This is a genomic window from Mesorhizobium sp. YL-MeA3-2017, assembly GCF_030814575.1.
GTDB lineage: Bacteria > Pseudomonadota > Alphaproteobacteria > Rhizobiales > Rhizobiaceae > Mesorhizobium > Mesorhizobium terrae.
The window spans coordinates 1257064-1280065 of record NZ_JAUSVH010000001.1 but is presented as its reverse complement, the minus strand read 5'-3'; the positions used below and the strand labels follow the sequence as shown (position 1 = coordinate 1280065).

The 23002-nt window shown below is 62.9% G+C and carries 18 protein-coding genes; 13 read left to right on the top strand and 5 right to left on the bottom strand.

Features of this window, described 5'->3' with window-relative positions; all coding sequences use genetic code 11:
• Positions 1 to 48: 48 nt before the first annotated feature.
• The 3 genes from argH to QFZ88_RS05960 all read right to left on the bottom strand — a co-directional run bounded on the left by argH (position 49) and on the right by QFZ88_RS05960 (position 3652).
• Positions 49 to 1569: an argininosuccinate lyase gene (gene argH / locus QFZ88_RS05970; RefSeq protein WP_024923605.1), complete on the bottom strand. Its 1521-nt coding sequence runs from the start codon at positions 1567 to 1569 to the stop codon at positions 49 to 51.
• Between the two features lie 10 nt (positions 1570 to 1579).
• Positions 1580 to 2050: a cupin domain-containing protein gene (locus QFZ88_RS05965; RefSeq protein ID WP_036254283.1), complete on the bottom strand. Its 471-nt coding sequence runs from the start codon at positions 2048 to 2050 to the stop codon at positions 1580 to 1582.
• Between the two features lie 165 nt (positions 2051 to 2215).
• Positions 2216 to 3652 carry an aldehyde dehydrogenase family protein gene (locus QFZ88_RS05960; RefSeq protein WP_024923603.1) on the bottom strand — a complete coding sequence of 479 codons (1437 nt, stop codon included), beginning with the start codon at positions 3650 to 3652 and terminating at the stop codon, positions 2216 to 2218.
• Between the two features lie 224 nt (positions 3653 to 3876).
• Between QFZ88_RS05960 and QFZ88_RS05955 the strand changes: the two genes are divergently transcribed.
• Positions 3877 to 5001: an aminotransferase class I/II-fold pyridoxal phosphate-dependent enzyme gene (locus QFZ88_RS05955; RefSeq protein WP_024923602.1), complete on the top strand. Its 1125-nt coding sequence runs from the start codon at positions 3877 to 3879 to the stop codon at positions 4999 to 5001.
• Between the two features lie 27 nt (positions 5002 to 5028).
• On the opposite strand, the gene QFZ88_RS05950 is transcribed toward QFZ88_RS05955, so the two are convergent.
• Entirely contained in the window at positions 5029 to 5991 is a 963-nt protein-coding gene (locus QFZ88_RS05950) for a hypothetical protein (protein ID WP_024923601.1), read from the bottom strand.
• Positions 5992 to 6297: 306 nt separating this feature from the next.
• Here QFZ88_RS05950 and QFZ88_RS05945 point away from each other — a divergent pair, with 306 nt between their 5' ends.
• The 5 genes from QFZ88_RS05945 (at position 6298) to QFZ88_RS05925 (ending at position 13144) form a co-directional block, all read left to right on the top strand.
• On the top strand, positions 6298 to 6828 hold the full coding sequence (locus QFZ88_RS05945; RefSeq protein ID WP_244431121.1) for a hypothetical protein: 531 nt from the start codon (positions 6298 to 6300) through the stop codon (positions 6826 to 6828).
• 1 nt (position 6829) lies between these two features.
• Positions 6830 to 7492 carry an ABC transporter ATP-binding protein gene (locus tag QFZ88_RS05940; protein ID WP_024923599.1) on the top strand — a complete coding sequence of 221 codons (663 nt, stop codon included), beginning with the start codon at positions 6830 to 6832 and terminating at the stop codon, positions 7490 to 7492.
• Positions 7485 to 8165, top strand: a complete 681-nt coding sequence (locus QFZ88_RS05935) for an ABC transporter ATP-binding protein (protein ID WP_024923598.1) — start codon at positions 7485 to 7487, stop codon at positions 8163 to 8165. The genes QFZ88_RS05940 and QFZ88_RS05935 overlap by 8 nt, the downstream gene beginning before the upstream one ends.
• Complete coding sequence (locus QFZ88_RS05930; RefSeq protein ID WP_024923597.1) at positions 8165 to 10816, top strand: FtsX-like permease family protein; 2652 nt, start codon at positions 8165 to 8167, stop codon at positions 10814 to 10816. The genes QFZ88_RS05935 and QFZ88_RS05930 overlap by 1 nt, the downstream gene beginning before the upstream one ends.
• A 513-nt stretch (positions 10817 to 11329) precedes the next feature.
• Entirely contained in the window at positions 11330 to 13144 is a 1815-nt protein-coding gene (locus QFZ88_RS05925) for a DEAD/DEAH box helicase (RefSeq protein ID WP_024923596.1), read from the top strand.
• Between the two features lie 1279 nt (positions 13145 to 14423).
• Here the strand turns inward: QFZ88_RS05925 and QFZ88_RS05920 are convergent.
• The gene (locus QFZ88_RS05920) at positions 14424 to 15455 is read right to left on the bottom strand and encodes a LacI family DNA-binding transcriptional regulator (protein ID WP_024923595.1); all 1032 of its coding nucleotides are present in this window, start codon (positions 15453 to 15455) and stop codon (positions 14424 to 14426) included.
• Between the two features lie 271 nt (positions 15456 to 15726).
• Between QFZ88_RS05920 and QFZ88_RS05915 the strand changes: the two genes are divergently transcribed.
• The 7 genes from QFZ88_RS05915 to QFZ88_RS05885 all read left to right on the top strand — a co-directional run bounded on the left by QFZ88_RS05915 (position 15727) and on the right by QFZ88_RS05885 (position 22978).
• Positions 15727 to 17061, top strand: a complete 1335-nt coding sequence (locus tag QFZ88_RS05915) for an ABC transporter substrate-binding protein (RefSeq protein WP_024923594.1) — start codon at positions 15727 to 15729, stop codon at positions 17059 to 17061.
• A gap of 105 nt (positions 17062 to 17166) precedes the next feature.
• A complete protein-coding gene (locus QFZ88_RS05910; RefSeq protein WP_024923593.1) occupies positions 17167 to 18114 on the top strand; it encodes a carbohydrate ABC transporter permease in 948 nt (315 codons plus the stop codon).
• On the top strand, positions 18111 to 19052 hold the full coding sequence (locus tag QFZ88_RS05905) for a carbohydrate ABC transporter permease (protein WP_024923592.1): 942 nt from the start codon (positions 18111 to 18113) through the stop codon (positions 19050 to 19052). Before QFZ88_RS05910 ends, QFZ88_RS05905 begins: the two co-directional genes overlap by 4 nt.
• Positions 19049 to 19237, top strand: coding sequence for a hypothetical protein (locus QFZ88_RS05900; RefSeq protein ID WP_024923591.1), 189 nt, complete (start codon positions 19049 to 19051; stop codon positions 19235 to 19237). The genes QFZ88_RS05905 and QFZ88_RS05900 overlap by 4 nt, the downstream gene beginning before the upstream one ends.
• Positions 19238 to 19241: 4 nt before the next feature.
• On the top strand, positions 19242 to 20339 hold the full coding sequence (locus QFZ88_RS05895; RefSeq protein ID WP_024923590.1) for an ABC transporter ATP-binding protein: 1098 nt from the start codon (positions 19242 to 19244) through the stop codon (positions 20337 to 20339).
• Positions 20332 to 21327 (top strand): ABC transporter ATP-binding protein, encoded by a 996-nt coding sequence (locus QFZ88_RS05890; RefSeq protein ID WP_024923589.1) that lies wholly within the window; start codon positions 20332 to 20334, stop codon positions 21325 to 21327. The genes QFZ88_RS05895 and QFZ88_RS05890 overlap by 8 nt, the downstream gene beginning before the upstream one ends.
• Positions 21328 to 21358: 31 nt before the next feature.
• Positions 21359 to 22978, top strand: a complete 1620-nt coding sequence (locus QFZ88_RS05885; RefSeq protein WP_024923588.1) for a dihydroxyacetone kinase subunit DhaK — start codon at positions 21359 to 21361, stop codon at positions 22976 to 22978.
• The last annotated feature ends 24 nt before the right edge of the window (positions 22979 to 23002 follow it).

The window sequence follows — 23002 nt, the reverse complement described above, 5'->3', positions numbered from 1 at the left end:
GACGCGTCGGCACGAACAGATTCTTCCAAAGATCGGCTGCCTGCTGCGTCAATTTGATGAGGCACGATTTGATTGCCGCAACTGGACGAGTTGCTCGTCCAACCGCTCCCGCGCCGATGCAAGTTGCGCATGCAACGCGTCGAGCTTGGCTTGGTCGCTATCGATTTCGGCATGTGCAGTATCGATCATGCGACGGATTTCGTCCGGCGAAGCGGCGCCGGCCGAACGCCGGGCCGTGATCGAGCGACCGGGGTCGAGCGCCTGCATGATGGCCGCTTCGGATATGTCGAGCGGATGGCCGAGTTCCCGCTCGATGGCCGCAAGAGCGTCGCCATATTCGATTTCGTCCGGTTTCAAACCACGCTCCAGCGCATTGCGCACCAGATCCGCTACGATGTGATGTGCCTGGCGAAATGACAGACGCCCCTCGCGCACCAGGCAGTCGGCAAGATCGGTCGCCGTGGAGAAACCGGCGCCGGCGCGTTGCCGCATCGTTTCGACACAAGGCTCGATTTTTTCGGCGACGAGGCGGGTAATGGTCAGCGCGTTGCCGGCCAATCGCAGTGTAGGCCAAAGCGGCGCCAGCGAGGAACGGCCGGTGTCGCCGGCGTGGCTGAAATGACCGCCCTTGAGGATGGCGAATGTTGCCGTCAGCCCGCCGATCACCTCGCCGGAGCTCGCCTTCAGATATTCGACCGCCACGGGGTTCTTCTTCTGCGGCATGATGCTCGATGTGCCGGCGATGCTGTCGGGAAAACGAACGAGGCCGAATTCCTGCGTGCCCCAGATATACATGTCCTGGGCGAAGCGCCCCCAATTGGCCGCCAAGCCGAGGACGGCCACCGCCGCGTCCCACGCATAGTCGCGCGATGCCACCGCATCCTGGGCATGCAGATGGACCCTGTCGAAGCCAAGCAGCTCGGCAACCAATTGCCGGTCGATCGGGAAAGAGGTGCCGGCGAATGCACAGGCGCCGAGGGGAGAACTGTTGGCCGCGTGAAAAGCATGGAAGAGGCGCAGGGCGTCACGCGCCAGCGCCTGCGCAATTCCTGTCAGATAGAAGCCGAAGGTAGTCGGCTGCGCCGGTTGCATATGCGTGTAGCCAGGCATGATGGTGTCGGCAAATTCCTCGGCCCGGCGCAACAAGGCGCGCCGCAACGCAATGATTTTCTCGACAAGGTCAAGAACCAACCGCCGCATCGCCAGACGATCGAGCGTCGCGTTGATGTCGTTGCGGCTGCGCGCGAGGTGCAGCCGCCCGCCGGTCTCGGCACCCGCGCGCGCCATCAGCAGCGCCTCGAAGTTGAAGTAGCCATCTTCGCGGGCCGGATCGCGGGGAATGACGTCCTCGCCATCCCTGCGAATGCCGGACAACGCCTCGGCAAGGTCGCTCGCGACCGCCGGCTCGACCAATCCGGTCCTGGCCAGCATCACCAGATGCGCCTCGTTGACAGCGCACAGATCATCGATGCCGAGAGCCAGTTCCCGTTCTATGCGCGGCCGGAAGATGAGCTCGAGAATTTCGGGAGCGAGCGGCTCGGCGAGGCGTGGCGAAACCTTCGATTGCATGGGACGGACCTCAATAGGGGGTGCCGTCCTTGCGGACGAAGCGGCGGCCGCGTCCGTCCGGTATCTGCAACAAATCGTCGTCCGGATAGGTCGATACATTGGCCTGGTCAAAGCTTGCCACTTCGACGAACACCACCCTTGCTTCGCTACGATTGACGATCTGGTGGCCATTGGCTTCGCCGGCGGGAAAGCCAATGGCCTGGCCGGGGCGAACGAGCTGCTCGCCCTGGTCCGAGATCAGCGTCATCTCGCCCTCCAGAACGAGGATGAGTTCGTCCTCGTGGCTGTGCCAGACCCTGAGGGACGATGCGCAACCGCTCGGCAATTCGACATGGACTGCCGAAAGATTGTTCAGTCCGGCAAGGGAACCCAGGCGGCGCTTGCCGCGCCCCTTGACGGGTTCCTGTAGATGCTCCGGATATGTCGATCGTGTATCGGGCTCGATGCTTTCCGGATCGATCACGCGAGGCGGTTTGGACATTCGTGTTCCTCTTTGATGCATCCGCCCGTCGGGCGGGATTGCCTTGACGATAGGCCACGGCGCGCAGAACAAGTTCCCGTTTCCGCTGCCGGGGAGGGCGGCTTTTGTCACCTTGACCGGGCGAGCAGCAGAAGCTGTCGTGGGCGGACAGCCCCTGCCGTGATGTCAGTCGGCGATGTAGGCGGTCTTGGTCTGGGTGAAGAATTCGACAGCGCCGAGCCCCATTTCCTTCGGCCCATAGGCGGAAGCGCCGCGACCGCCGAAGGGCACGTGATAATCGGAACCGACGGTCGGCAAATTGACCATCACCATGCCGCTGTTGCTGGCACGCATGAAGGCGCGGGCCTTTGCGTGCGAGCCAGTGAAGATGCCGGCGCTGAGACCGAACTCGGTGGCGTTGGCAATGCGTATTGCATCATCGAGGTCGGTTGCCTTGAAAACCGAGACGATCGGCCCGAAAACCTCTTCGCGGTTGATGCTCTGGCGCATGTCGCCGTCGAGAAAGATCGCCGGTTCGAAATAGTGGCCATTGGCCGGCGCCTCGAGCACGCGGCCGCCGAAGGCGTGGTGGGCGCCGTCGTAGGGAGCGGCCTCGGCATAACGCGACACGCGCTGCAACTGCGCCGCACTGACCAGCGGACCGATGTCGGAGGTAGCGTCGAGCGCGTGCCCGACACGCAGTTTTGCGGTGCGCTCCACCAGCCGCTCGACAAAGGAATCGTGGACGACCGCATCGACGATGATGCGGCTGGATGCCGTGCAACGTTGCCCGGTCGAATAGAAGGCGCCGCGCACGGCGGCATCGACGGCCTTGTCCTGGTCTGCGTCATCGGCGATCACCAGCGGGTTCTTGCCACCCAATTCGAGCTGCAGCTTGGCGCCGCGCACCACCGCTTGCGCAGCTATTTTGCCGCCCACGGCTCCGGAGCCGGTGAAGCTGATGGCGTCGACGCCGGGATCGGCGACCAGCGCCGAGCCCACATCACCGCCACCCATGACCATCTGGAAGACGCCGCGCGGCACGCCGGCTTCATGCAGGATGCTGGCCAGTTCCCAGGCAATCGCATTGGTCAGTTCCGACGGCTTGAGGATGACGCAGTTGCCATAGGCCAGCGCTGGCGCGCTTTTCCAGGCCGGGATCGAGAATGGAAAATTCCAGGGTGTGATCAGTCCGACCACACCGACGGCTTCGCGCCGGACATCGACGTCGACGCCTTTGCGCACCGAACGCAAACTGGCACCTGCAAGCCGCACCGCCTCACCGGCGAAATATTTGAAGGTATGGGCGGCTTTCGTCACCTCGGCGACGGCTTCCGGCAAGGTCTTGCCTTCTTCCCGCGCCAGCAATGTCGCCAGTTCCTGCGTGCGCCGGGCGATCGCGTCGGCCGCCCTGTCGAGAATGTCGAAGCGTTGCTGGGGGGACGTTTCCTTCCAATCGCCCAGTGCCTTGCGGGCAGCCGCCACCGCGTCGTGAACGTCGGAAGCGGTGGCCATTGCGAAGCGACCGATAACCTCGGTGGTGTCGGAGGGGTTGCGGCCCTCGCTGAAGTGCTCGGCTGAACGCCAGGCCCCGTCGATATAGTTGTTCCTGACCTGTGGCATGCATGAACCTCGCTGTGAACAGCGGCACGCTCGAAATGCGAAAGCCGCGCGCCTCTGTATGGCGCGGGCGTGGAAGAATATGCTGTCATTGCCATGCGGGGCTCGGACATCTTCTGCCATGGCGCCGGAAGCTTCGGGCTAACCTTGCGCCGACTGGCATTAGCTTGGCTTCTCGACACGCCGCGTCGGTTTGCGGCGAAAATGCACTCGCGATGGGACCCGATATGCGCATTGACCTTTTCGAACTCGAACGCAGCCAGTCGATCTGGGAAAACACGGTCGAATACAATCTGACCGAGAGCGGGCTGCATCCCTTCACGATGCGGGAACTGCTCGACCCGCACGAGATCGAAGCGCTGGTCGATCTGCCGCTGGGCTATGGCCACACCGAAGGCGAGCCGGCGCTGCGTGAAGCGATCGCCGCGCGCTATCCCGGTGCCGGCGCCGACAATGTGCTCGTCACGACGGGGTCGTCGGAGGCCAACATGCTGGCGGTGATGAGCCTGCTCGACAACGGTGATGAAGCCATCATCATCACGCCCAACTTCATGCAATTGCCGGGACTGGCGAAGGCGCTCGGCGCAAAGGTGCATCAGGTGCCACTCAGGCTTTCCGGCAGCCGCTGGATGCTCGATCTCGACGAGGTGGCGCGGGCGATCACGCCCAACACCAGGTTGATCTCGGTCTGCAACCCCAACAACCCCACCGGCGGCGTGCTTTCGGCCGACGAACGGTCAGGACTGGCGTTGCTTGCGACACGTCACGGCATCGCTCTTCATGCCGATGAAATCTATCGCGGCGCGGAACTCGCTGGCCCGGAGACCGAAACGCTTTTCGCGGCCGCTCCAGCCGGCGTGATTACCGGCGGCACGGCGAAGGCGATGGCGCTGGCCGGGCTGCGCATCGGATGGATCGTGTCGTCAAAGGACATCATCGAGAAGGCGATGCAGCGGCAGGATTATACGACGATCGGCAGCAACGCGCTTGGGCAGCGCATCGCGCTGTTTGCCCTGCAGCCGGAAAAGCGTGCACGGATCGTGGCGCGCAACCGGCGCCTTCTCGCCCGCAATCTCGATCAGCTGTCGCGGTGGGTAGCGGTGCGCTCGGCGATCTTCAGCTGGGTGCCGCCGCAGGCAGGCGCGATGGCCTTCCTGCGCTACGACCTTCCGGTCTCGTCGGATGATTTCTGCCGTCGGTTGCGCGAAACGCAAAGCGTGTTTGCGGTCGCGGGCAGCTGGTTCGGAATGGAGGGGCATCTGCGCCTTGGCATCGGCGGCGAGCCGGACCATTTCCGGGACGCCTTGCAGCGCATCGACCGTTTTCTCCAGGATGAATTCGCGACCGCGTGACGGCAGTGCTGTGAGGCCGGAAATGGCTCAAGCGGTGGCGAGAACACCGAGCTTCCTGCACACGGCCTTGGCGAGGACGATATCCTGAACGGCGACGCCGGTAAGGTCGACGATGGAAATATCGGCGACCTGCCGGAAAAGGCGGTCCGGTCCCGAGATGACCGCGCCAAGTTCCAGCACGCGCTCCGGCGAAAGCAAACCGCGGGCGATGGCGTGATGGATCTCACCGCGTTCGAAACATTGCGAGTGGCTGTCGGCGATGACGCTTGCCGCCTTGCCCAGCAAGGCGGCATCGACTTCGGATTTTTCAGGCGTGTCCGCGCCCATCGCCACGATGTGCGTGCCCGGCCGGACGTCGCCGCTCATCAGGTACGGTGTCCTTGAAGCGGTCGTTGTGACGATAAGGCGTGCGTGTGCGGCAAGTTCTGCCGGCGATGCCGCGGTCCTCGCAACGAAGCCAAGCGCTGCGATGTCGGCCGCGCAATTCTTGGCGTTCTCGGCATTCCGAGCCCAGATCAGCACATTTCTACACAGTGTCACCTCGCGCAGGAACTGCGCCTGCAGCCGCGCCTGATTGCCCGAGCCGCAAATGCCGATGCATTCGAGTTCGGCCGGCATCAACCATTTGGCGGCCACCGCACCGGCTGCGGCAGTGCGTATGTCGGTGAGGTGGCCCTCGTCTTGCAATATGGCCAGGAGTCTGCCGTCGTTGGCGCTGAACACCAGGACCACGCCGCCGGAAGAGGGGAGGCCGATGGATGGGTTTTCATAAAAGCCTGTGGCGATCTTGACGACAAAGACGCCGTCGCCGCGCACCGCGCCGTATTTGATATGCATCTCGCCCGGCGGCTGGTCGAACAGCAATTCGCCGACTGGCGGCACTGTGGCCAGACCTTGCGAATAAAGGCCAAATGCGGTCTCCATTTCCGCAATGACGTCGATGCCCGATAGGGCCTGCTTGATCTCAGACAGATGTATGACAGCGGTCATTTCAGCCTCCCGAACCTGGTCGCCCGTCATAGCTTCTGTCGGCGCTATTTTCTGTCGAATATGTGGGAACAACAGAATTTCACGGTCATCGTCAGCGGTCCGCTGACAAAGCCGGCGTCGATGCAGTTCGGCTACCCCGAACCTTACCAATCCGTATAAACTGGACGAACTGGCCGTAATCTTGATGCGGCATTCTGAGCTTGTGTCCGTTCCATTCGAAAGGTCGCAGCGATGGAAAACAGGCTTCGCAGGATTGCTCGGATTGTCCCCATCCTTGCCGCTACAATCTGCCTGGGGGTGGCGGGCGTGTTGGTTGTTGCGGTCGAGGCTACTTCGGCGCTTGCCGTCGAAAAGCCAGTTCCAATGGAAAAGAACCCGCCCGGCGACATTCCTGATACGCAGGTGTTCATCGACTATGCGGCGCCACAGGGGTTCACGCTGAAGGTTCCCGAAGGCTGGGCGCGCTCGGACCGCGCCGATGGCGCGAGTTTCGTCGACAAGTTCGACGGCGTCGTCGTCTCTGTGGCGAAGGCCGATGCAGCGCCGACCGTCGCGGCCGCCAAGACGACCTATGTTCCGGAACTCGAAAAGGCCGAACGCGCGGTCACAGTGAGCTCGGTGAAGGCGGAGGCTCTTCCGGCCGGAGCAGCGATCCGTATCGTCTACTCAACAAACTCGGAGCTCAATCCGGTGACCAACAAGCAGGTTCGCCTGGAGAACGAACGCTATTTGTTCTTCAAGGACGGCAAGTTGGTCACGCTGGAGTTTTACGCGCCCAAGGGTGCTGACAATGTCGACCAGTGGCAACTGATGTCCCAATCCTTCCGGTGGAAGTGACATGCACGCGCTGGATGCGTACGAGCTCTATCGCTTCTTCCACATCGGTGACGACGAGACAGCGGCGCTGCGCGGCGTCAGCCTGCAGGTATGTGCCGGCGAGATTGTCGCGGTGACCGGTCCTTCGGGCAGCGGCAAATCCACTTTGCTGGCCTGTCTGACCGGACTGGATGAGCCGGACGGCGGCCATGTCGAGGTGGCTGGCGTAAGGCTTACCCGTCGTTCGCAGGCCAACCGGGCGCGCCTGCGCAGGGCGAATTTTGGCATTCTGCTGCAATCCGGAAATCTGTTTCCGCACCTCACCGTGGAGCAGAATGTCCGCCTCCAGATGCAATTGGCCGGCAAGCCGGACGAAAAGCGGATTGCGCCGCTGCTCGACAGCGTGGGGCTTGTGGCCCGGGCTCGGGCGCTTCCAACCGAGCTTTCCGGCGGGGAGACCGCGCGCGCCGGTCTTGCGGTCGCCCTGGCCTGCGACCCGCCCATCCTCGTGGCAGACGAGCCCACCGCCGAAGTCGATCGCGACACGGAGCTGCGGCTGATTGCCCAGTTCGAAGCAAGGCGCGCCGCAGGACTGGCAACGCTGCTCGCCACTCACAGCAAGGCGTTGGCGCAACGAGCCGACCGCATCGTCCGGCTGAAGGACGGGAGGGTCGAAAATGGATGAAACGCTTGTTGTTGCAAGCGGTATTGGCCGTGACTTCCCAGACGGAACCGCCGGACGTACGACGGTGCTCCGCGATGTGGACTGTGCAATCAACTCAGGCGCCCGCATCGCCCTGGTTGGACCTTCGGGCAGCGGCAAGACCACCCTGCTGCACATCCTTGGCGGCCTGGACCGGCCGACCAACGGGCAGATCGAATGGCCCGGCCTTGGCCCGTTCGAGGACTTAAGGCCACGCTGGATCGGCTTCGTCTTCCAGTCGCCCAGCCTGTTTCCCGCATTGACCGCTGCGCAAAATATAAGCTTGCCGATGATACTGGCCGGAGAGCTGAGTTCCGCCGACCGAACTGCGGCTCTTCTGCTGGACACCTTCGGCCTTGACGAATTGGCGGACAAGCTGCCGGAGGAATTATCCGGCGGGCAAGCGCAACGCATAGCGATGGCAAGAGCGCTCGCCATCGGACCGAAACTCATCCTTGCCGATGAACCGACCGGGCAACTCGACAGCGTCACCGCCCAGCTCTTCTTCGATACCGTGCTCAGCCACTTGGAAAATACGGGCATTGCGCTTGTGGTGGCCACGCATGACGAGGCTGTCGCCGCCAGGATGGCAACGCGCTGGACCATGGAGCACGGCCGGCTGACCTTGCAGTCCCTTCAAACCGGGGCAAGTTGATGCTGCTCCTGTGGATCAGGGGCGTTCTAGCCCATCGACAGCTGCGCGTCGCGGGCGCGGCGGCGGGCGTTGCCCTGGCGACGGCGCTGTTGGTGTCGATGGTGCTTTTCCTTCTCAACGCGAGCGCTTCCATGACCGCGCGCGCGATATCGACCGTGCCCGTCGACTGGCAGGTCCAGGTGATACCTGGCGCCGATGCTAATGCGATCGGCAAGGCACTGGCCGAGACCTCTCGGGTCAAGGCCGTTCACCGCGTGCAATTCGCCGATATCGACGGCTTCCAGGCGCAGACCGGGGGCACCACGCAGACTACGGGGCCGGGCCAGGTCATCGCCTTCGACGGCGATTATGCAAGCGACTTCCCCGCCGAGATCCGCCCCCTGTCCGGGAGCAGCAGGGGCGCCCTCATCGCGCAGCAGACAGCCGCCAATCTTCACGTCGGTCCCGGAGACACGGTGACGATCAAACGCATCGGACTTGCGCCGGTCGACGTCATCATCGCTGGCGTGGTCGACCTGCCCGATGCCGACTCGCTGTTCCAGGTCGTTGGCCTGCCGTCGCAGGCTGCCCCGCAAGCGCCGCCGGACAATGTGCTGATACTGCCACAAGGCCAGTGGGAAAGCCTGTTCGACGCGCAGCGCCAGGCGCGCCCGGACACCGCGCGCCTGCAACTGCATGTGCGGCTGGCGCGTGACGTCCTGCCGGCCGAACCGGTTTCGGCATTCACTGTCGTGACAGGCATGGAGAAGAATTTCGAGGCCAGGGTCGCAGGCCAGGCGCTGGTCGCCGACAACCTCAGCTCGCGCCTCGGCGCGGTACGCTCGGACGCGCTCTACGCCTCGGTACTGTTTCTGTTCCTCGGCCTGCCTGGCGTGGCGCTGGCGGTGGCGCTGACCTTTGCCATAACCGCCTCGGGCGCCGCACGCAGGCGCGCCGAACAGGCACTGCTGCGTGTCCGCGGCGCCACGACGCAACAAATCCTCTCGCTGACTGCCGCCGAGGCCGCTGTCGCGGCGGTTGGCGGCACGGCGTTGGGGACGGTGGCGGCGCTGCTGTTCGGCCTTGCCGTTCCAGGTATGGGTGCAAGGGCCGCCATCGCCGACCCGGCGCTTGCGCTCGCCGTTCTGACCGGCCTGCTCCTGGGTTTCGCGGCCTTCCTGCTGCCCGTGTGGTGGGAACTGCGCCGGAATGATCCCAATACGGCGCGCCGCTCGGTCGAGCGCTACAAGACGCCGCTGTGGCGGCGGCTATGGCTGGATGTGCTGCTGCTCGTTGCCGCCGGGCTCCTTTTCTGGCTGTCGGCGAGTACCGGATACCAGGTCGTCCTTGCGCCCGAAGGCGTCGCCGCGACATCCGTGGACTACAAGGCCTTCATCGCACCCGCGCTGTTCTGGCTGGGTGCTGCGCTGCTGACCATGCGGCTTTCGGCCAATGTCGTCGCGCGCAATGGCCCGGTGCTGCGCACGATCGTGAGGCCTGCCGCCGGCCCGCTGGCGGCGATCGTCTCGGCCGCACTGTCGAGGCAGTCGCGACGCCTGACCATTGGCATCGCCATGACCGCGCTGGCGATTTCCTTCGCCACGTCGACGGCGATCTTCAACACCACATACAACGCCCAGGCGCGCGTCGATGCCGAATTGACAAACGGATCGGATGTCACCGTGTTCGGCACGGCCGACAAGCCGGCCGGTTCGCACCTGGCGATACTGGCCTCGCTGTCGGCAACGGCGTTCGCGCAACCCATGCAACATCGCTTCGCCTATGTCGGTGCCGACCTTCAGGATCTCTATGGCATCGACCCCGCGCGTATCGGAAGCGCGACCAGCCTGTCCGATGCCTACTTCAGCGGCGGCAGTGCCGCCACTGTTCTGGCAAAACTTGACGCCACGCCCAACGGCGTTCTGGTGTCGGAAGAAACCGTGAAGGATTTCCAGCTCCAGGAGGACGACACGATCAACCTTAGGCTCCTCGATTCTCGCGACCATCAGTATCACCCGGTGCCCTTCAAGTTCATCGGTGTCGCGCGCGAATTCCCGACCGCGCCAAGGGACTCGTTCCTCGTCGCCAATGCCGCCTACATCGCCAGCGTGACCGGCACGGACGCCGCCGAATATGTGCTGATGAAGGCCAAGGGCGATCCCACCATGCTGGCGCAACAGGTGAGGGGGGCGCTCAAGGCCGATGCATCCCTGAAAGTCACGAACATCGGTCAGGCAGCCCACCTCATCGGTTCGAGCCTGACCGCTGTGGATCTTGGCGGGCTGACGACAATCGAGCTCGCCTTCGCCGTTGTTATGGCAGCCGCAGCCGCCGGGCTCATGCTGGCTTTGGGTTTCATTGAACGCCGCAGGAACTTCGCCATCCTCAACGCCGTCGGCGCAAAACCCGGACAATTGGCGGCCTTTCTATGGGGCGAGGCTATTGTCGTGATCGTCGGAGGGTTTGTCTTCGGCCTCCTGTCCGGTGTCGTCATAGCGTGGATGCTGGTGAAGCTTCTGACCGGCGTGTTCGATCCGCCGCCCGAGGCGCTGTCGATCCCCTGGCTTTATCTTGGCGTCGTTCTGTGTCTCGTGGCCGTTTCGGTCGGCGCTGCCGTGCTGTTCGCAAGACCGTCGGCCGGTCATGACGCCGAATATTTGCGGGACTTCTGAAGTCTCGAGCTGTCATCCTAGGGGAACGGAAAGGCGCCGATGGACCTCTTATTTTGTCCCGCACCGAGCGCATGCTCTTCAATTTTGTCGTGGGTTATCTGATCGCTGAATTCGCCAAAGCAAGGCCGCTTGCCTGGGTTTGTCGTCACTCCCGCTTAACGTCCTTCGCCACCTTGGCCTAATGTCCCGGTCAGGCCTTTTTTACTATCGTCAGTTTGAAGATATGCACGTGCAAGGGCGGGCTCGTATGCCGGACGCAACTGCACACGGCTACTGTAAGCGTCAGCCAGGGAATGAGGCGCACCGCTACGTCTATATCAGTCCAAAACCGACTTACTTTTGCTGCAACGTGAACGACAGCGTCGCCCCTCATCCCAGCTGTTAGCCCAGTTTCGCCATCAACCGAAGGCAGTCTTCGCCCGAACGATCATCGCGGTGGCAATCGCGACGAAGAGCGCTCATTACAACTTCGCGGATGCCGTGCTATGCGGCATCGACACAGAGACCATGATCATGACCGACGACGCATTGCCCATACACCCCGCGCTTGCTTCCGCCCTCGAGGCGAAAGGTTACAACCAGTTGACGCCGGTGCAGATGGAGATGGCGAATGGCGGGCATGGCGAGGCCGACCTCCTGGTTTCGGCGCAGACCGGCTCGGGCAAGACGGTTGCCTTTGGCATCGCGATCGCCTCGACCCTGCTTGGGCGCGCCGAACGCTTTCCGGCTGCCGGGCGGCCGCTCGGCCTCATCATCGCGCCGACACGCGAACTCGCCATCCAGGTGCAGCGGGAACTCGACTGGCTCTACGCGGCAGCCGAGGTCAGGATCGCGACCTGCGTCGGCGGCATGGACATGCGCAGGGAGCGCCGCGCGCTGGACAGCGGCGCCCATCTCGTCGTCGGCACGCCGGGACGCCTGCGCGACCATATCTCCAAGGGCGCGCTGGACCTTGGTGCGTTGCGCGCCGTGGTGCTGGACGAGGCCGACGAAATGCTGGACCTCGGTTTCCGCGACGACCTCGAATTCATCCTCGGCGCGGCGCCCGATGAGCGCCGGACACTGCTGTTTTCGGCAACCGTGCCGCGTGGCATCGCGGAACTTGCCAGGAATTTCCAGAAGGACGCGGTGCGCATCGCGGCGACCGCTTCCACCGAGCAGCATGCCGACATCGAGTACCAGGTGATGCTGGTGCGGCGCGACGAGCGCGAACATGCCGTCATCAACACGCTGCTGGATTCCGGCAGCGCCAGTGCGCTGGTGTTCTGCCATACGCGCGAGGCGGTGCGGCACCTGACCGCGCGGCTGGCCAATCGCGGCTTCTCGGTCGTCTCGCTGTCGGGCGAGATGGCGCAGTCGGAGCGCTCGAACGCGCTGCAGTCGATGCGCGACGGTCGCGCTCATGTCTGCGTGGCGACCGACGTGGCGGCGCGCGGCATCGACCTACCGAACCTCGACCTCGTGATCCACGCGGATGTGCCGAGCAATCCAGCGACCCTGCTCCACCGCTCCGGCCGCACCGGGCGTGCAGGCCGAAAAGGCGTCTGCGTGCTCATCGTTCCCGAGACCAGGCGCGGTGCCGCGCAGCGTGTGCTGGCGCTCGCCAAGCTGTCGGCCACAATGCGTGGCGCGCCTAGCATCGCCGAGATCGAGACCCGCTATCGCACCCAGATCCTCGACGCGGCGCTTGTCGCCGCCGAGCCGGACGAGGCGGAAGCGGCGTTCGTGGCGGAACTGCTGACGAAGGCAAGTCCGGAGCGCATTGCCACGGCCTTCCTGCGCCAGCAGCTTTCCGTCCGCCCGGTGCCGGAGGACCTCTTGCCGCTGCCGGTCCACGACATGCAGGCGAGGAAGCCCAAACGCGACAAGGAAAACCGCGAAAGGGGGATCGACGAAAGGCGCGACGCCGAACCGCGACGCCCGGACATGGAGGGCGGCGTCTGGTTCACGCTGTCGCTCGGGCGCAAGCAGCGCGCCGACCCGAAATGGCTTCTGCCGATGATCTGCAGGGCCGGCGGCGTCTCGAAACGCGATGTCGGCTCGATCCGGATCGACGACATGGAAACTCGCTTCGAGATTTCCGCCGACAAGGCGGCGGGGTTCAGAGAGCAGATCAGCCAGCCCGGCAGCCTCGAACGAGGCATCGTCATCGCGCCGGCCGGTGAGGCGCGCGAGACATCGTGGCGGGCGAAGCCGAAATTCGGCAAGCGCGCCAAGCCGGAGTTCAATAAGGGCGGAAAGCCGGGCAAGAAGCCCGCGCACCGCGGCCAGGCCGCGCCTGCGGATCGCGACCGCAAGCACAAGGGCAAGCCGAAGCGTCCAGGCTGAGGCGTGGGGTGCGGTCATCCGTGCCGGCTGGCGTTTCTTGGCCAGTTCGCTCGACGTATTTGGTATAGCCACCGCCATAGGTGTGTAGCTCATCCGGGTTGATTTCCAGCGCGCGGTTGGATGTTTCGGGGAGGAAATGCCGGTCGCGGCTGACGAAGAGCGGCGGGCTCTCGTAGCATGGTAGTACGCGGCAATTCTTCTCGATCTCGTTTTCCAGAGAAGCCGAGGCAGCCAGCTATCGCAGCGACGCGTGGCCAACTGGCGATAGTGAGTCTTCCAGGAACTGCAACACCGTGCTGTCACGCTCAAGCACTTCCATCAGGGGCCGGAAATAGCCCGTCCTAACGCCCGGGCCGCGCGAGACGGTACTCTCATCGAATTCGGACGCGCAGGCGACCAATTTCAACGTAGGTCAATGTTGCAGCCAGAGATTGGTAACCCGATAGACATTTGGACTTCAAACCGGATTTACCAAGGCAGCTAGCTGCTTAGAGCAGCCCATCATGTGCTTGTTCTTATCATCTGCCACCGACGTGGTCCGGAATGTACTTAAGCGGCTTGTAGGGACGGCAGTTTCTACCGCCACACAGGGTGCACACTTTCTTGGTGCGAGCTTGCCGTTCGTGTGCGCTGAAAGGGCAAAATTCGCCCCTAAGCTTTCGGGACAGCGCGTCTTGGGCGCTGGAGCTTCGGGCTACTGGCGCGATGCATAGGCGGTTTTACCAACTGTTTCGCTACCTAGTCGTCGGCATGACAAATTCACCTTCAGCGCATTTCGGTGGGCTGCTATATCCTGATCGTTGTCAGCTCGGCATAAAAGCGCAAAGTCGGGGGCCACATGGGATGGTCGCAGAAGAGCAATGCCTTGTAACCTCCGAACGAATGAAGCTATGCTGAGGTCGAGAGAGTGGGGCGGTAGGTACCAAAATCTGGCGCCAGCGGCCTTGATCGCCGCCTCAACAACAAGCTCACGAAGATCGTTCGAAAGGGCCTGCATTGTCAGATGATGGCCTCTGCCCAGCCAACACCTTGAATCACAAACCAGCCCAACCGGGAGTCCCCGCGACTCTCGTGAAATAGGAAACACTCTCTAGGCCTGCCGGTCGAGATCGAACTTACCGTCGAGGTTGCTGAACAGACGCTCATCTGGTCGGTGCGTGGGGCCGTCCAGAGTGCAGAGATTGCTGCAAAGGTTGGTGCCGATCTCAATGGGTGCGAGGTCCTCAGGCAGAGCGCACAATGATCTCAGGAGTGGCATCATGGCTTGTATCGCGCTGGCTCACTCGAACTGGATGTTCTCCTTGAGCAGGACCTCGATGCGGATCCGCTCTTGCGAGGCCAGAGGTTCGCGATGGTCGGAGCGGGCCCGCATGATGCGCAGCGCGCTGCGCACCGCGTGGCCTGGGTCCTGCGCGATCACGGCGTCGATGCGCTCGTCCATCAGTGCCTGTTCGCTGAATGGGGTACGCTCATGCACGATGACGGTGAGGGGGCGGCCTCCTTGCGTATTCCAGACCGCGGTGAGTGGCCCCCGCGCTTCCGAGCTCAGTACATAGACGGCGACCGTATCGGGATTGTGTTGGAGGGTGCGCCGGATGATCAGATCGGCGCGCCTTTCGTCGGCATAGGTTTCCAACGACGGCAGGCTCACCAGGTGTGGGAACTGGGCGTTGATGATGCTGTCGAAGCCGAGGCGGCGCTGGATGCTGTCCAGCGCCATCATGGTTTCGGCCACGACCATGATCTTGCCGGGCCTGTCTCCGATGAAGCGGCCTGCTATCTTGCCGGCGGTTGCGCCGGCTGCAAAATTGTCGACGCCGACATAGTCCGCGCTCTCCAGCCGCTCCTGGCCTGAGAGGAACTGCACCACCTTGACGCCCCTTTCCACGAGCCGCAGCAGCGCGTCGCGTACCTGCGGCGATTCCGGCGCCATGACGGCAACGCCGTCCACTGCATCATGGTCGATACCTGTGAGGTATTTGGCGACTTGGTGCGGGTCGCTCATCGCGATCTGTTCGGCCTCGACCTCGGTCGAATCGGTGCGCAACGCTTCCTTCGCCTCGCTGACCCGGGCGATGAGTTCAGCGAGATACTGGTCGCCCGAGGTTGGCAGGACAAAACGGAAGCGATAGGTCTTGTTGCGCGCCAGTGCCACGGCGGCAGGGTTGCGCACGAAGCCGATTCGTTCGATCGCCTCGGCCACTTTCCTCGCCGCTTTGGAGCTGACATTCGGCCGCTCATTGAGCACGCGGTCGATGGTGGCGAGGCTGACGCCTGCGGCTTCCGCCAGGTCTTTCGTGGTTGGCCGCACCGTTCAGATCTCATTTCCAGATTCGAACCAGATTTCTCCAACAAAAGCAGTCGAAAAGCAAGAATTGAGGTGCGTACCTCAAAAATGACTTGCATTGAGGTGCGCACCTCAATTATGACTCTCGCCGTGGTCGCCCAGGAGGATCGGCGCGAGCCACAGGCGGCGCGGAGGAGTATGGGCCCGCCGGGAGCGTCATTCCGCGTCAGGTGCCCATAACGGGCGTTTCACCCTTCCGATGGAGGTCGGAAGGAGGGGCAGGGAGGTCCCAGTCATGAATTTTCGCCATATCGGATCATTGGCCGCGTTCGGCGTGTTTTTGGCCGCCGGAGTTGCCGGCACTGAGCAAGCCAGGGCAAAGGACTTGACACTCTGCTGGGCCGCCTGGGACCCGGCAAATGCGCTCGTCGAACTCAGCAAGGACTTCGAGGCCAAGAGCGGCATCAAGATGAAGTTCGAATTCGTGCCATGGCCGAATTTTGCCGACCGCATGCTCAACGAGCTCAATTCCGGCGGCAAGCTCTGCGACCTCATGATCGGCGACAGCCAATGGATCGGCGGCGCCGCCGAGAACGGCCAGTACGTCAAGCTCAACGATTTCTTCGACAAGGAAGGAATCAAGATGGACGACTTCATTCCGGCGACCGTCGTGGGTTATGCCGAATGGCCGAAGAATACGCCGAACTACTGGGCGCTGCCGGCCTTCGGCGACGTCGTTGGTTGGAGTTATCGCAAGGACTGGTTCGCGCGTCCCGAGTTGCAGGCGGAGTTCAAGCAGAAATATGGCCGCGACCTCGCCGTGCCGAAAACCTTTGCCGAGCTGAAGGACATCGCCGAATTCTTCCAGAAGCGCCAGATCGACGGCAAGACGGTCTATGGCGCGGCGATCTATACGGAGCGCGGCTCCGAAGGCATCACCATGGGTGCCATGGATGTGCTCTACAGTTTCGGTTTCCAGTATGAGAATCCCGCCAAGCCCTATGAGCTGCAAGGCTACGTGAACTCCGCCAAGGCGGTGAAGGGCCTTGAGTTCTACAAGCAGCTCTATGACTGCTGCACGCCACCCGGCCATTCCGACGCCTACATGTCCGAGGACATCGATGCCTACAAGTCGGGCCAGGTTGCCTTGCATATGAACTTTGCCTTCACCTGGCCAGGTATCAATGCCGACGCCAATGTCGGCGGTGGCAAGTCGGGCTATTTCCCGAATCCGGCAGGCCCGGACGGCGTCGCCTTCGCCCAGCTTGGCGGCCAGGGCATTTCCGTGGTTTCCGCATCGGAGAAGAAGGACGATGCGCTCGCCTACATCAAGTGGTTCGCCCAGCCGGAAATCCAGCAGAAATGGTGGCAGATGGGCGGCTATTCGGCGCTGCGCAAGGTGGTGGAAGATCCGAGCTTTGCCACCAGCCAGCCCTATGCGCAGACCTTCCTCGACTCGATGGCGATCGTGAAGGATTTCTGGGCCGAGCCCGCCTATGCCTCGCTGCTGCAGGCTGCGCAGAAGCGGTTCCATGATTATGTCGTCGCCGGCCAGGGCTCTGCCCAGGATGCACTCGACGGCCTCGTCAAGGACTGGACGCAGGTCTTCGACGACGAAGGCAAGTACTGACCGCCATAATGGCGTGTCCCGCATCCTCCCAGCGGCCATGGTACGGTACGGAGCCGGGACCAGTCCGGCTCCGTCGCCGCACTGTTGATAATCAGGGGACTATCAATGTTGCATTCACCGGTGGATCGGGTCGCCGAGGCGACGCCGCGTGCAATTGCCAGGCGCATCAAGGGCCTGTCGGATCGCTCGCTTGCCTGGCTCTTCGTCGCACCGTCGATCGTGCTCCTACTCGCGGTCAATATCTTCCCGCTGATCTGGACGATCCGGCTGAGCTTCACCAATTTTCGGGTCAATCGCCCCAATGCCGAGGTCGAGTTCGTCGGCCTCAAGAATTACCTGAGCATCTTGTCCGACCGGGATATCTGGCTGTCCATGCAGGCGACGGCCCATTTCCTGATCTGGACGATCGTGCTTCAGGTCCTGATCGGCTTCACGCTCGCGTATCTGATCAACAAGAAGTTCCGCGGCAACGATCTCTGGACGACAATCATCGTGTTGCCGATGATGCTGAGCCCCGCCGTGGTCGGCAATTTTTGGACCTTTCTCTACCAGCCGCAGATCGGCCTCTTCAATTACGCGGTCGGCTTTCTCACCGGCGCCGATCCGTCCTCCTTCTCGATGATCGGCGACGTATCGCTGGCGCCATGGGCGATCATCATCGTCGATACCTGGATGTGGACGCCCTTCGTCATGCTGATCTGCCTCGCGGGCTTGCGTTCCATTCCAGCGAGCATCTACGAGGCGGCCGAATGCGACCGTGCCTCGAAGTGGCGGCAGTTCTGGACGATCACCATCCCGCTGGTCCTGCCATTCCTGATGCTCGCCGTGCTCTTCCGGGGCATCGAAAACTTCAAGATGTTCGACCTCGTCGTGCAGCTTACCGGAGGCGGGCCGGGCTCCATCACCGAGCTCACTTCGATCAACCTGAAGCGTGAAGCTTTCGAGAAGTGGCGCACGGGTTATGCCTCGGCCTATGCCGTCATCCTCTTCGTGACCGTTTTCGGCCTGGCCTCGATCTACGTGAAAGCTCTGAACAAGGTGAAACAGCGATGAGCAGCTATTCCGTCACCGAGCCGTCGCCGCGGCAGAAATGGTCCGCTGGAATCCTGGTGGTTCTCTATGCGCTGATCACGATACTGCCGCTGGTCTGGATCATCGGCACGAGTTTCAAGTCGCCGTCTGACGCCATCGCCTATCCGCCCAAGACCTTCTTCACGCCGACGGTCGAAGGCTACGTCAACGTCTTCACCACGCGCACGCGCCTTTCCGAGGATCAGCTTAAGGCGCTTGGCGAACCACAGACCTGGTACGACAAATTGGTGCGCAAGGACGGTCTTGTCATTTCTGGCCCATCGCGCTTTGCCGAACGCTTCACCAATTCGGTGATCATCGGTTTTGGCTCGACCGTGCTCTGCATCGTTTTGGGCACGGCCGCAGCCTATGCCTTCTCGCGTTTCAAGGTGCCTTTGAAGGATGATCTTTTGTTCTTCATCCTTTCGACGCGCATGATGCCGCCGATCGCGGTCGCTATTCCCATCTTCCTGATGTTCCGCTCGCTCGGCCTCAGCGACACCCATGCCGGCATGATCCTGCTCTATACGGCGGTCAACCTGTCGCTCTCGGTCTGGCTGCTCAAGGGGTTCATCGACGAGATCCCGGTCGAGTATGAAGAGGCGGCGCTGATCGACGGCTACACGCGCTTCCAGGCTTTCTACAAGGTGGTGCTGCCGCAGGCCGCGACCGGCATCGCCTCGACAGCCATCTTCTGCCTGATTTTTGCCTGGAACGAATATGCCTTTGCCGTGCTGCTGACCTCGGGCAACGCCCAGACGGCACCGCCCTTCATCCCGACGATCATCGGCGTTAGCGGCCAGGATTGGCCGGCCGTTGCCGCGGGCGCGACCCTCTTCCTCGTGCCGGTCATGGTGTTCACCATTCTCCTGCGCAAACACTTGCTGCGCGGCATCACCTTCGGAGCCGTTCGCAAATGACCAGGTTCTTCGACGGATTGTTGCAATTTCGGCGTGGCGCCTGGGAGATGCTGGCATCGGTGCTGATCGCGGCGGGCGTTGTCATGCTCATGCAGCCTTTCGCGCTCGCGCTCTATTCCTGGTCCTTCATCGTAACCTTGGCCGGCACGGTGATGTTCATCATCGTCAGCCATTTCCCGGAGTAGGCCGATGGCGCAGATCAGAATCCAGAACGTGTGCAAGGAATTCGGCCCCTTCACAGCCGTTCAGTCCTCGAGTTTCACCATCGAGGACGGCGAGTTCTTCATGCTGCTCGGCCCGTCCGGCTGCGGCAAGACGACGACGCTGCGGATGATGGCCGGTCTCGAACTGCCGACGTCGGGCGAGATCTTCATCGACGGCGAGGAAGTCGGCATGAAGCGGGCAAGCCAGCGCGACATCGCTTTCGTATTCCAGATGTTCGCGCTCTACCCACACATGAACGTGCGCAGGAACATTTCCTATCCGCTAGTCAGCCAGGGGATGAAGCGCGAGGAGGTCAGGACACGTGTCACGGAAGTCGCCCGCATCCTCAGGATTGAGCACATCCTCGACAAACCCGTCGGTGGGCTTTCCGGTGGCGACCGCCAACGCGTGGCGCTCGGCCGGGCCATCGTGCGGCGGCCGAAGGCATTCTTCATGGACGAGCCGCTCGGCGCACTCGATGCCGAGTTCCGCGAACATATGGCCGAGGAACTCAGGGCACTGCACGATCGCATGGGCGCGACCACCGTCTATGTGACGCATGACCAGCTGGAAGCCATGCAGATGGGCGACAAGATCGTCGTCATGAACCATGGCGTGGTCGAGCAGTTCGGCCGGCCGCAGCAGATCTATGACTGGCCGGCGACGAAATTCGTCGCTCAGTTCATCGGCTCCCCGTCGATGAACTTCCTCGATTTCGAGGGCATGATCGGCATCAACGGCAACAGCGTCGATCTCGGCGGCATCAAGGTCAAGGTGCCTGCCGCGCGCGAAGGCCGCGCCGGTCGCCTGACGCTCGGCGTGCGGCCGGAGCATGTCAGTTTCCGGGACGATGCCGTCTATCGCGGTCGTGTCAGCGCCGTCGAATATCTCGGTACGACCCAGATCGTGACGCTGGCGACCCAACACGGCGAACTGAAGGCGCGCATTTCCTCGGCGCGGACGGTGCGCGAGGATGATCTGATTGGGCTGGACTTCGATACACGCACGCTATCGCTCTTCGATGCGGAGACCGGCAAGGCGCTCATCTCCGAAGCCAATGAAGGAGTGCAGGGACATGGCTGAGGTCGTCCTTGAAAAGGTGACGAAGACCTTTGGCGGCACAGTCGCGCTCGACAATGTGTCGCTGACAATTCCCAACGGCGCCTTTGTCGTGCTGCTCGGTCCGACAGGAGCTGGCAAAACGACGATGCTGCGCATGGTCTCTGGTCTCGACAAGCCCGACAGCGGAGAAGTCTATCTCGGCGGTCGGTCGATGAAGGGATTGTCGCCGGCCGAGCGTAACGTCGCCATGGTCTTCCAGCAATATTCCCTTTACCCGCATCTGACGGTTCGCCAGAATTTGGAGTTCCCGCTGAAGTCACCGCTGCTGAAGACGCCGCGAGACGTCATCGAACGCAAGGTGAAGGAGGTCGCCGAGGTCCTGCAGATCGCCCACAAATTGGACAACAAGGCGACGGCGCTGTCGGGTGGCGAGATGCAGCGCGTCTCGATCGGCCGGGCGCTGGTGCGCAATCCTGAAATCTTCCTGATGGATGAACCGCTGAGTTCGCTCGATGCGAAGCTACGTGCGGATTTGCGCATCGAACTGAAGCGCATCCAGGCGAAATCGGGCGCCACCCTGCTTTATGTCACCCACGACCAGATCGAGGCGATGACGATGGCAACCCATGTCGGCGTGCTGAACGAAGGCAAGCTCGTGCAGTTCGGCTCGCCGCGCGAGGTCTATGAACAGCCGGTCAGCGTCTATGCCGCGACCCGGCTCGGCCAACCACACATCAATGTGCTGCCGGCCGATCTTTTCGCCGGAGCGCCGGCGAGCGCCAAGAGCATTGGTCTGCGGCCCGAGCACATCGCGCAAGGCGAGGGCGAGGAGGCACTCGTCAAGCGCGTCGAGCATCTCGGCGACCAGACGCGCCTGCATCTCGCCTTCAAAAAGCACGACCTCATCACCGTCACCGACACACATTCGCCACTTAGGGGCGGCGAGACCATCCGCATCCAACCGTCGCGGCCGCTCTATTTCGACGCGGTTGGCATGCGGCTGGCTTGATCCGCTCGCGCTTAGCTTCAGGAGAATTTCCATGTCCCAGTTCATCAACAAGCGCGAAGATGTCGTCACCGAGGCGATCGACGGTGTGCTGGCGCTGTCCGGCGGCGCGCTCACCCGTCTCGACGGCTATCCGCATATCCGCGTCGTGCTGCGCAGCGATTGGGACAAGACCAGGGTGGCGATCGTCTCGGGCGGCGGCTCCGGCCACGAACCAGCCCATGTCGGTTTTGTCGGCAAGGGTATGCTGACCGCAGCCGTGTGCGGCGACGTCTTCGCCTCGCCGAGCGTCGATGCGGTGTTGGCGGGCATCCTAGCGGTGACCGGTTCTGCCGGATGTCTGCTCATCGTCAAGAACTATACCGGCGACCGGCTGAATTTCGGCCTCGCCGCCGAGCGGGCGCGTGCCTTCGGTCTCAATGTCTCGATGGTGATCGTCGGCGACGACATCGCGCTGCCCGACCTGCCGCAGGCGCGCGGCGTCGCCGGCACGCTGTTCGTGCACAAGATCGCGGGCGCGCTTGCCGAACAGGGGGCGAACCTCGATACGGTGACGGCCGCCGCCAAGCGCGTCATCGCCGGCACGCGCTCCATCGGCATGTCGCTGGACACCTGCCGTGTTCCAGGCTCGCCGAAGGAGGACCGTATCCCGCAAGGCAAGGCCGAACTCGGCCTCGGTATCCACGGCGAGGCAGGGGTGGAGCAGATCGACTTCGCCGGCGCACGTGCTGCGGTTGCCACGATGGCAGAGCGGCTGGCGGCGGTGATGGATGAGGGACCGCATGTTGCGCTGATCAACAATCTCGGCGGCACCTCGGTCGTCGAAATGTCGGTGCTGGCGCATGATTTCCTCGGCTCGCCCGTCGGTGAAAAAATCACCCATGCCGTTGGGCCGGCACCACTGATGACCTCGCTCGACATGCAGGGTTTTTCCATCACCGTTTTCCCAGCTGACGCGGTTGAGCTGGACCTTCTGAAAACCCCCGTACCGCTTCCCGCCTGGCCAGGTGTCTCGGCGGTTCGGCCAATAACCGTCGCCGCCTTGCCCGACGGTTTGACGCCGATCATGCCAATGCCGTCGCAGCATGCGGCGACACGTGTTTTCCTGGTCAACTGCTGCAACGTGCTGATCGCCGCCGAGCAGGATCTCAACGCGCTCGACGCGAAATCCGGCGATGGCGATACGGGCTCGACGCTGGCTGGCGCGGCGCGTGCGCTGATCAACGCGCTCGACCGCCTGCCGCTTTCGGATCACACGCAGCTTTTGCGCGCCATCGGCCAGGAACTCAGCCAGACGATGGGTGGCTCGTCCGGTGTCCTGCTCGCCATCTTCTTCGCCGCCGCCGGCGACGGCGCATCGAGCGGCCTGCCGATGCGGGAAGCGTTGCGGGCGGGACTGGCGCGTATGCAGGAAATCGGCGGCGCCCGGGTCGGCGACCGTACGATGGTGGATGCGCTCGCCCCCGCCCTCGAAGCGCTCGGCAAAGGCATGGCCGATGCGGCCGGTGCTGCCCGGCAGGGTGCGGACTTCACCGCGACGCTTGTTCGTGCCAAAGCCGGCCGCGCCGCCTACATCAATGCCAAGCAGCTCGAGGGGCATGTCGACCCCGGCGCGGAAGCGGTGGCCAGGCTCTTCGAACATCTGGCGGCCTGACAGCGCGGTCTTAGCGGTTCGACT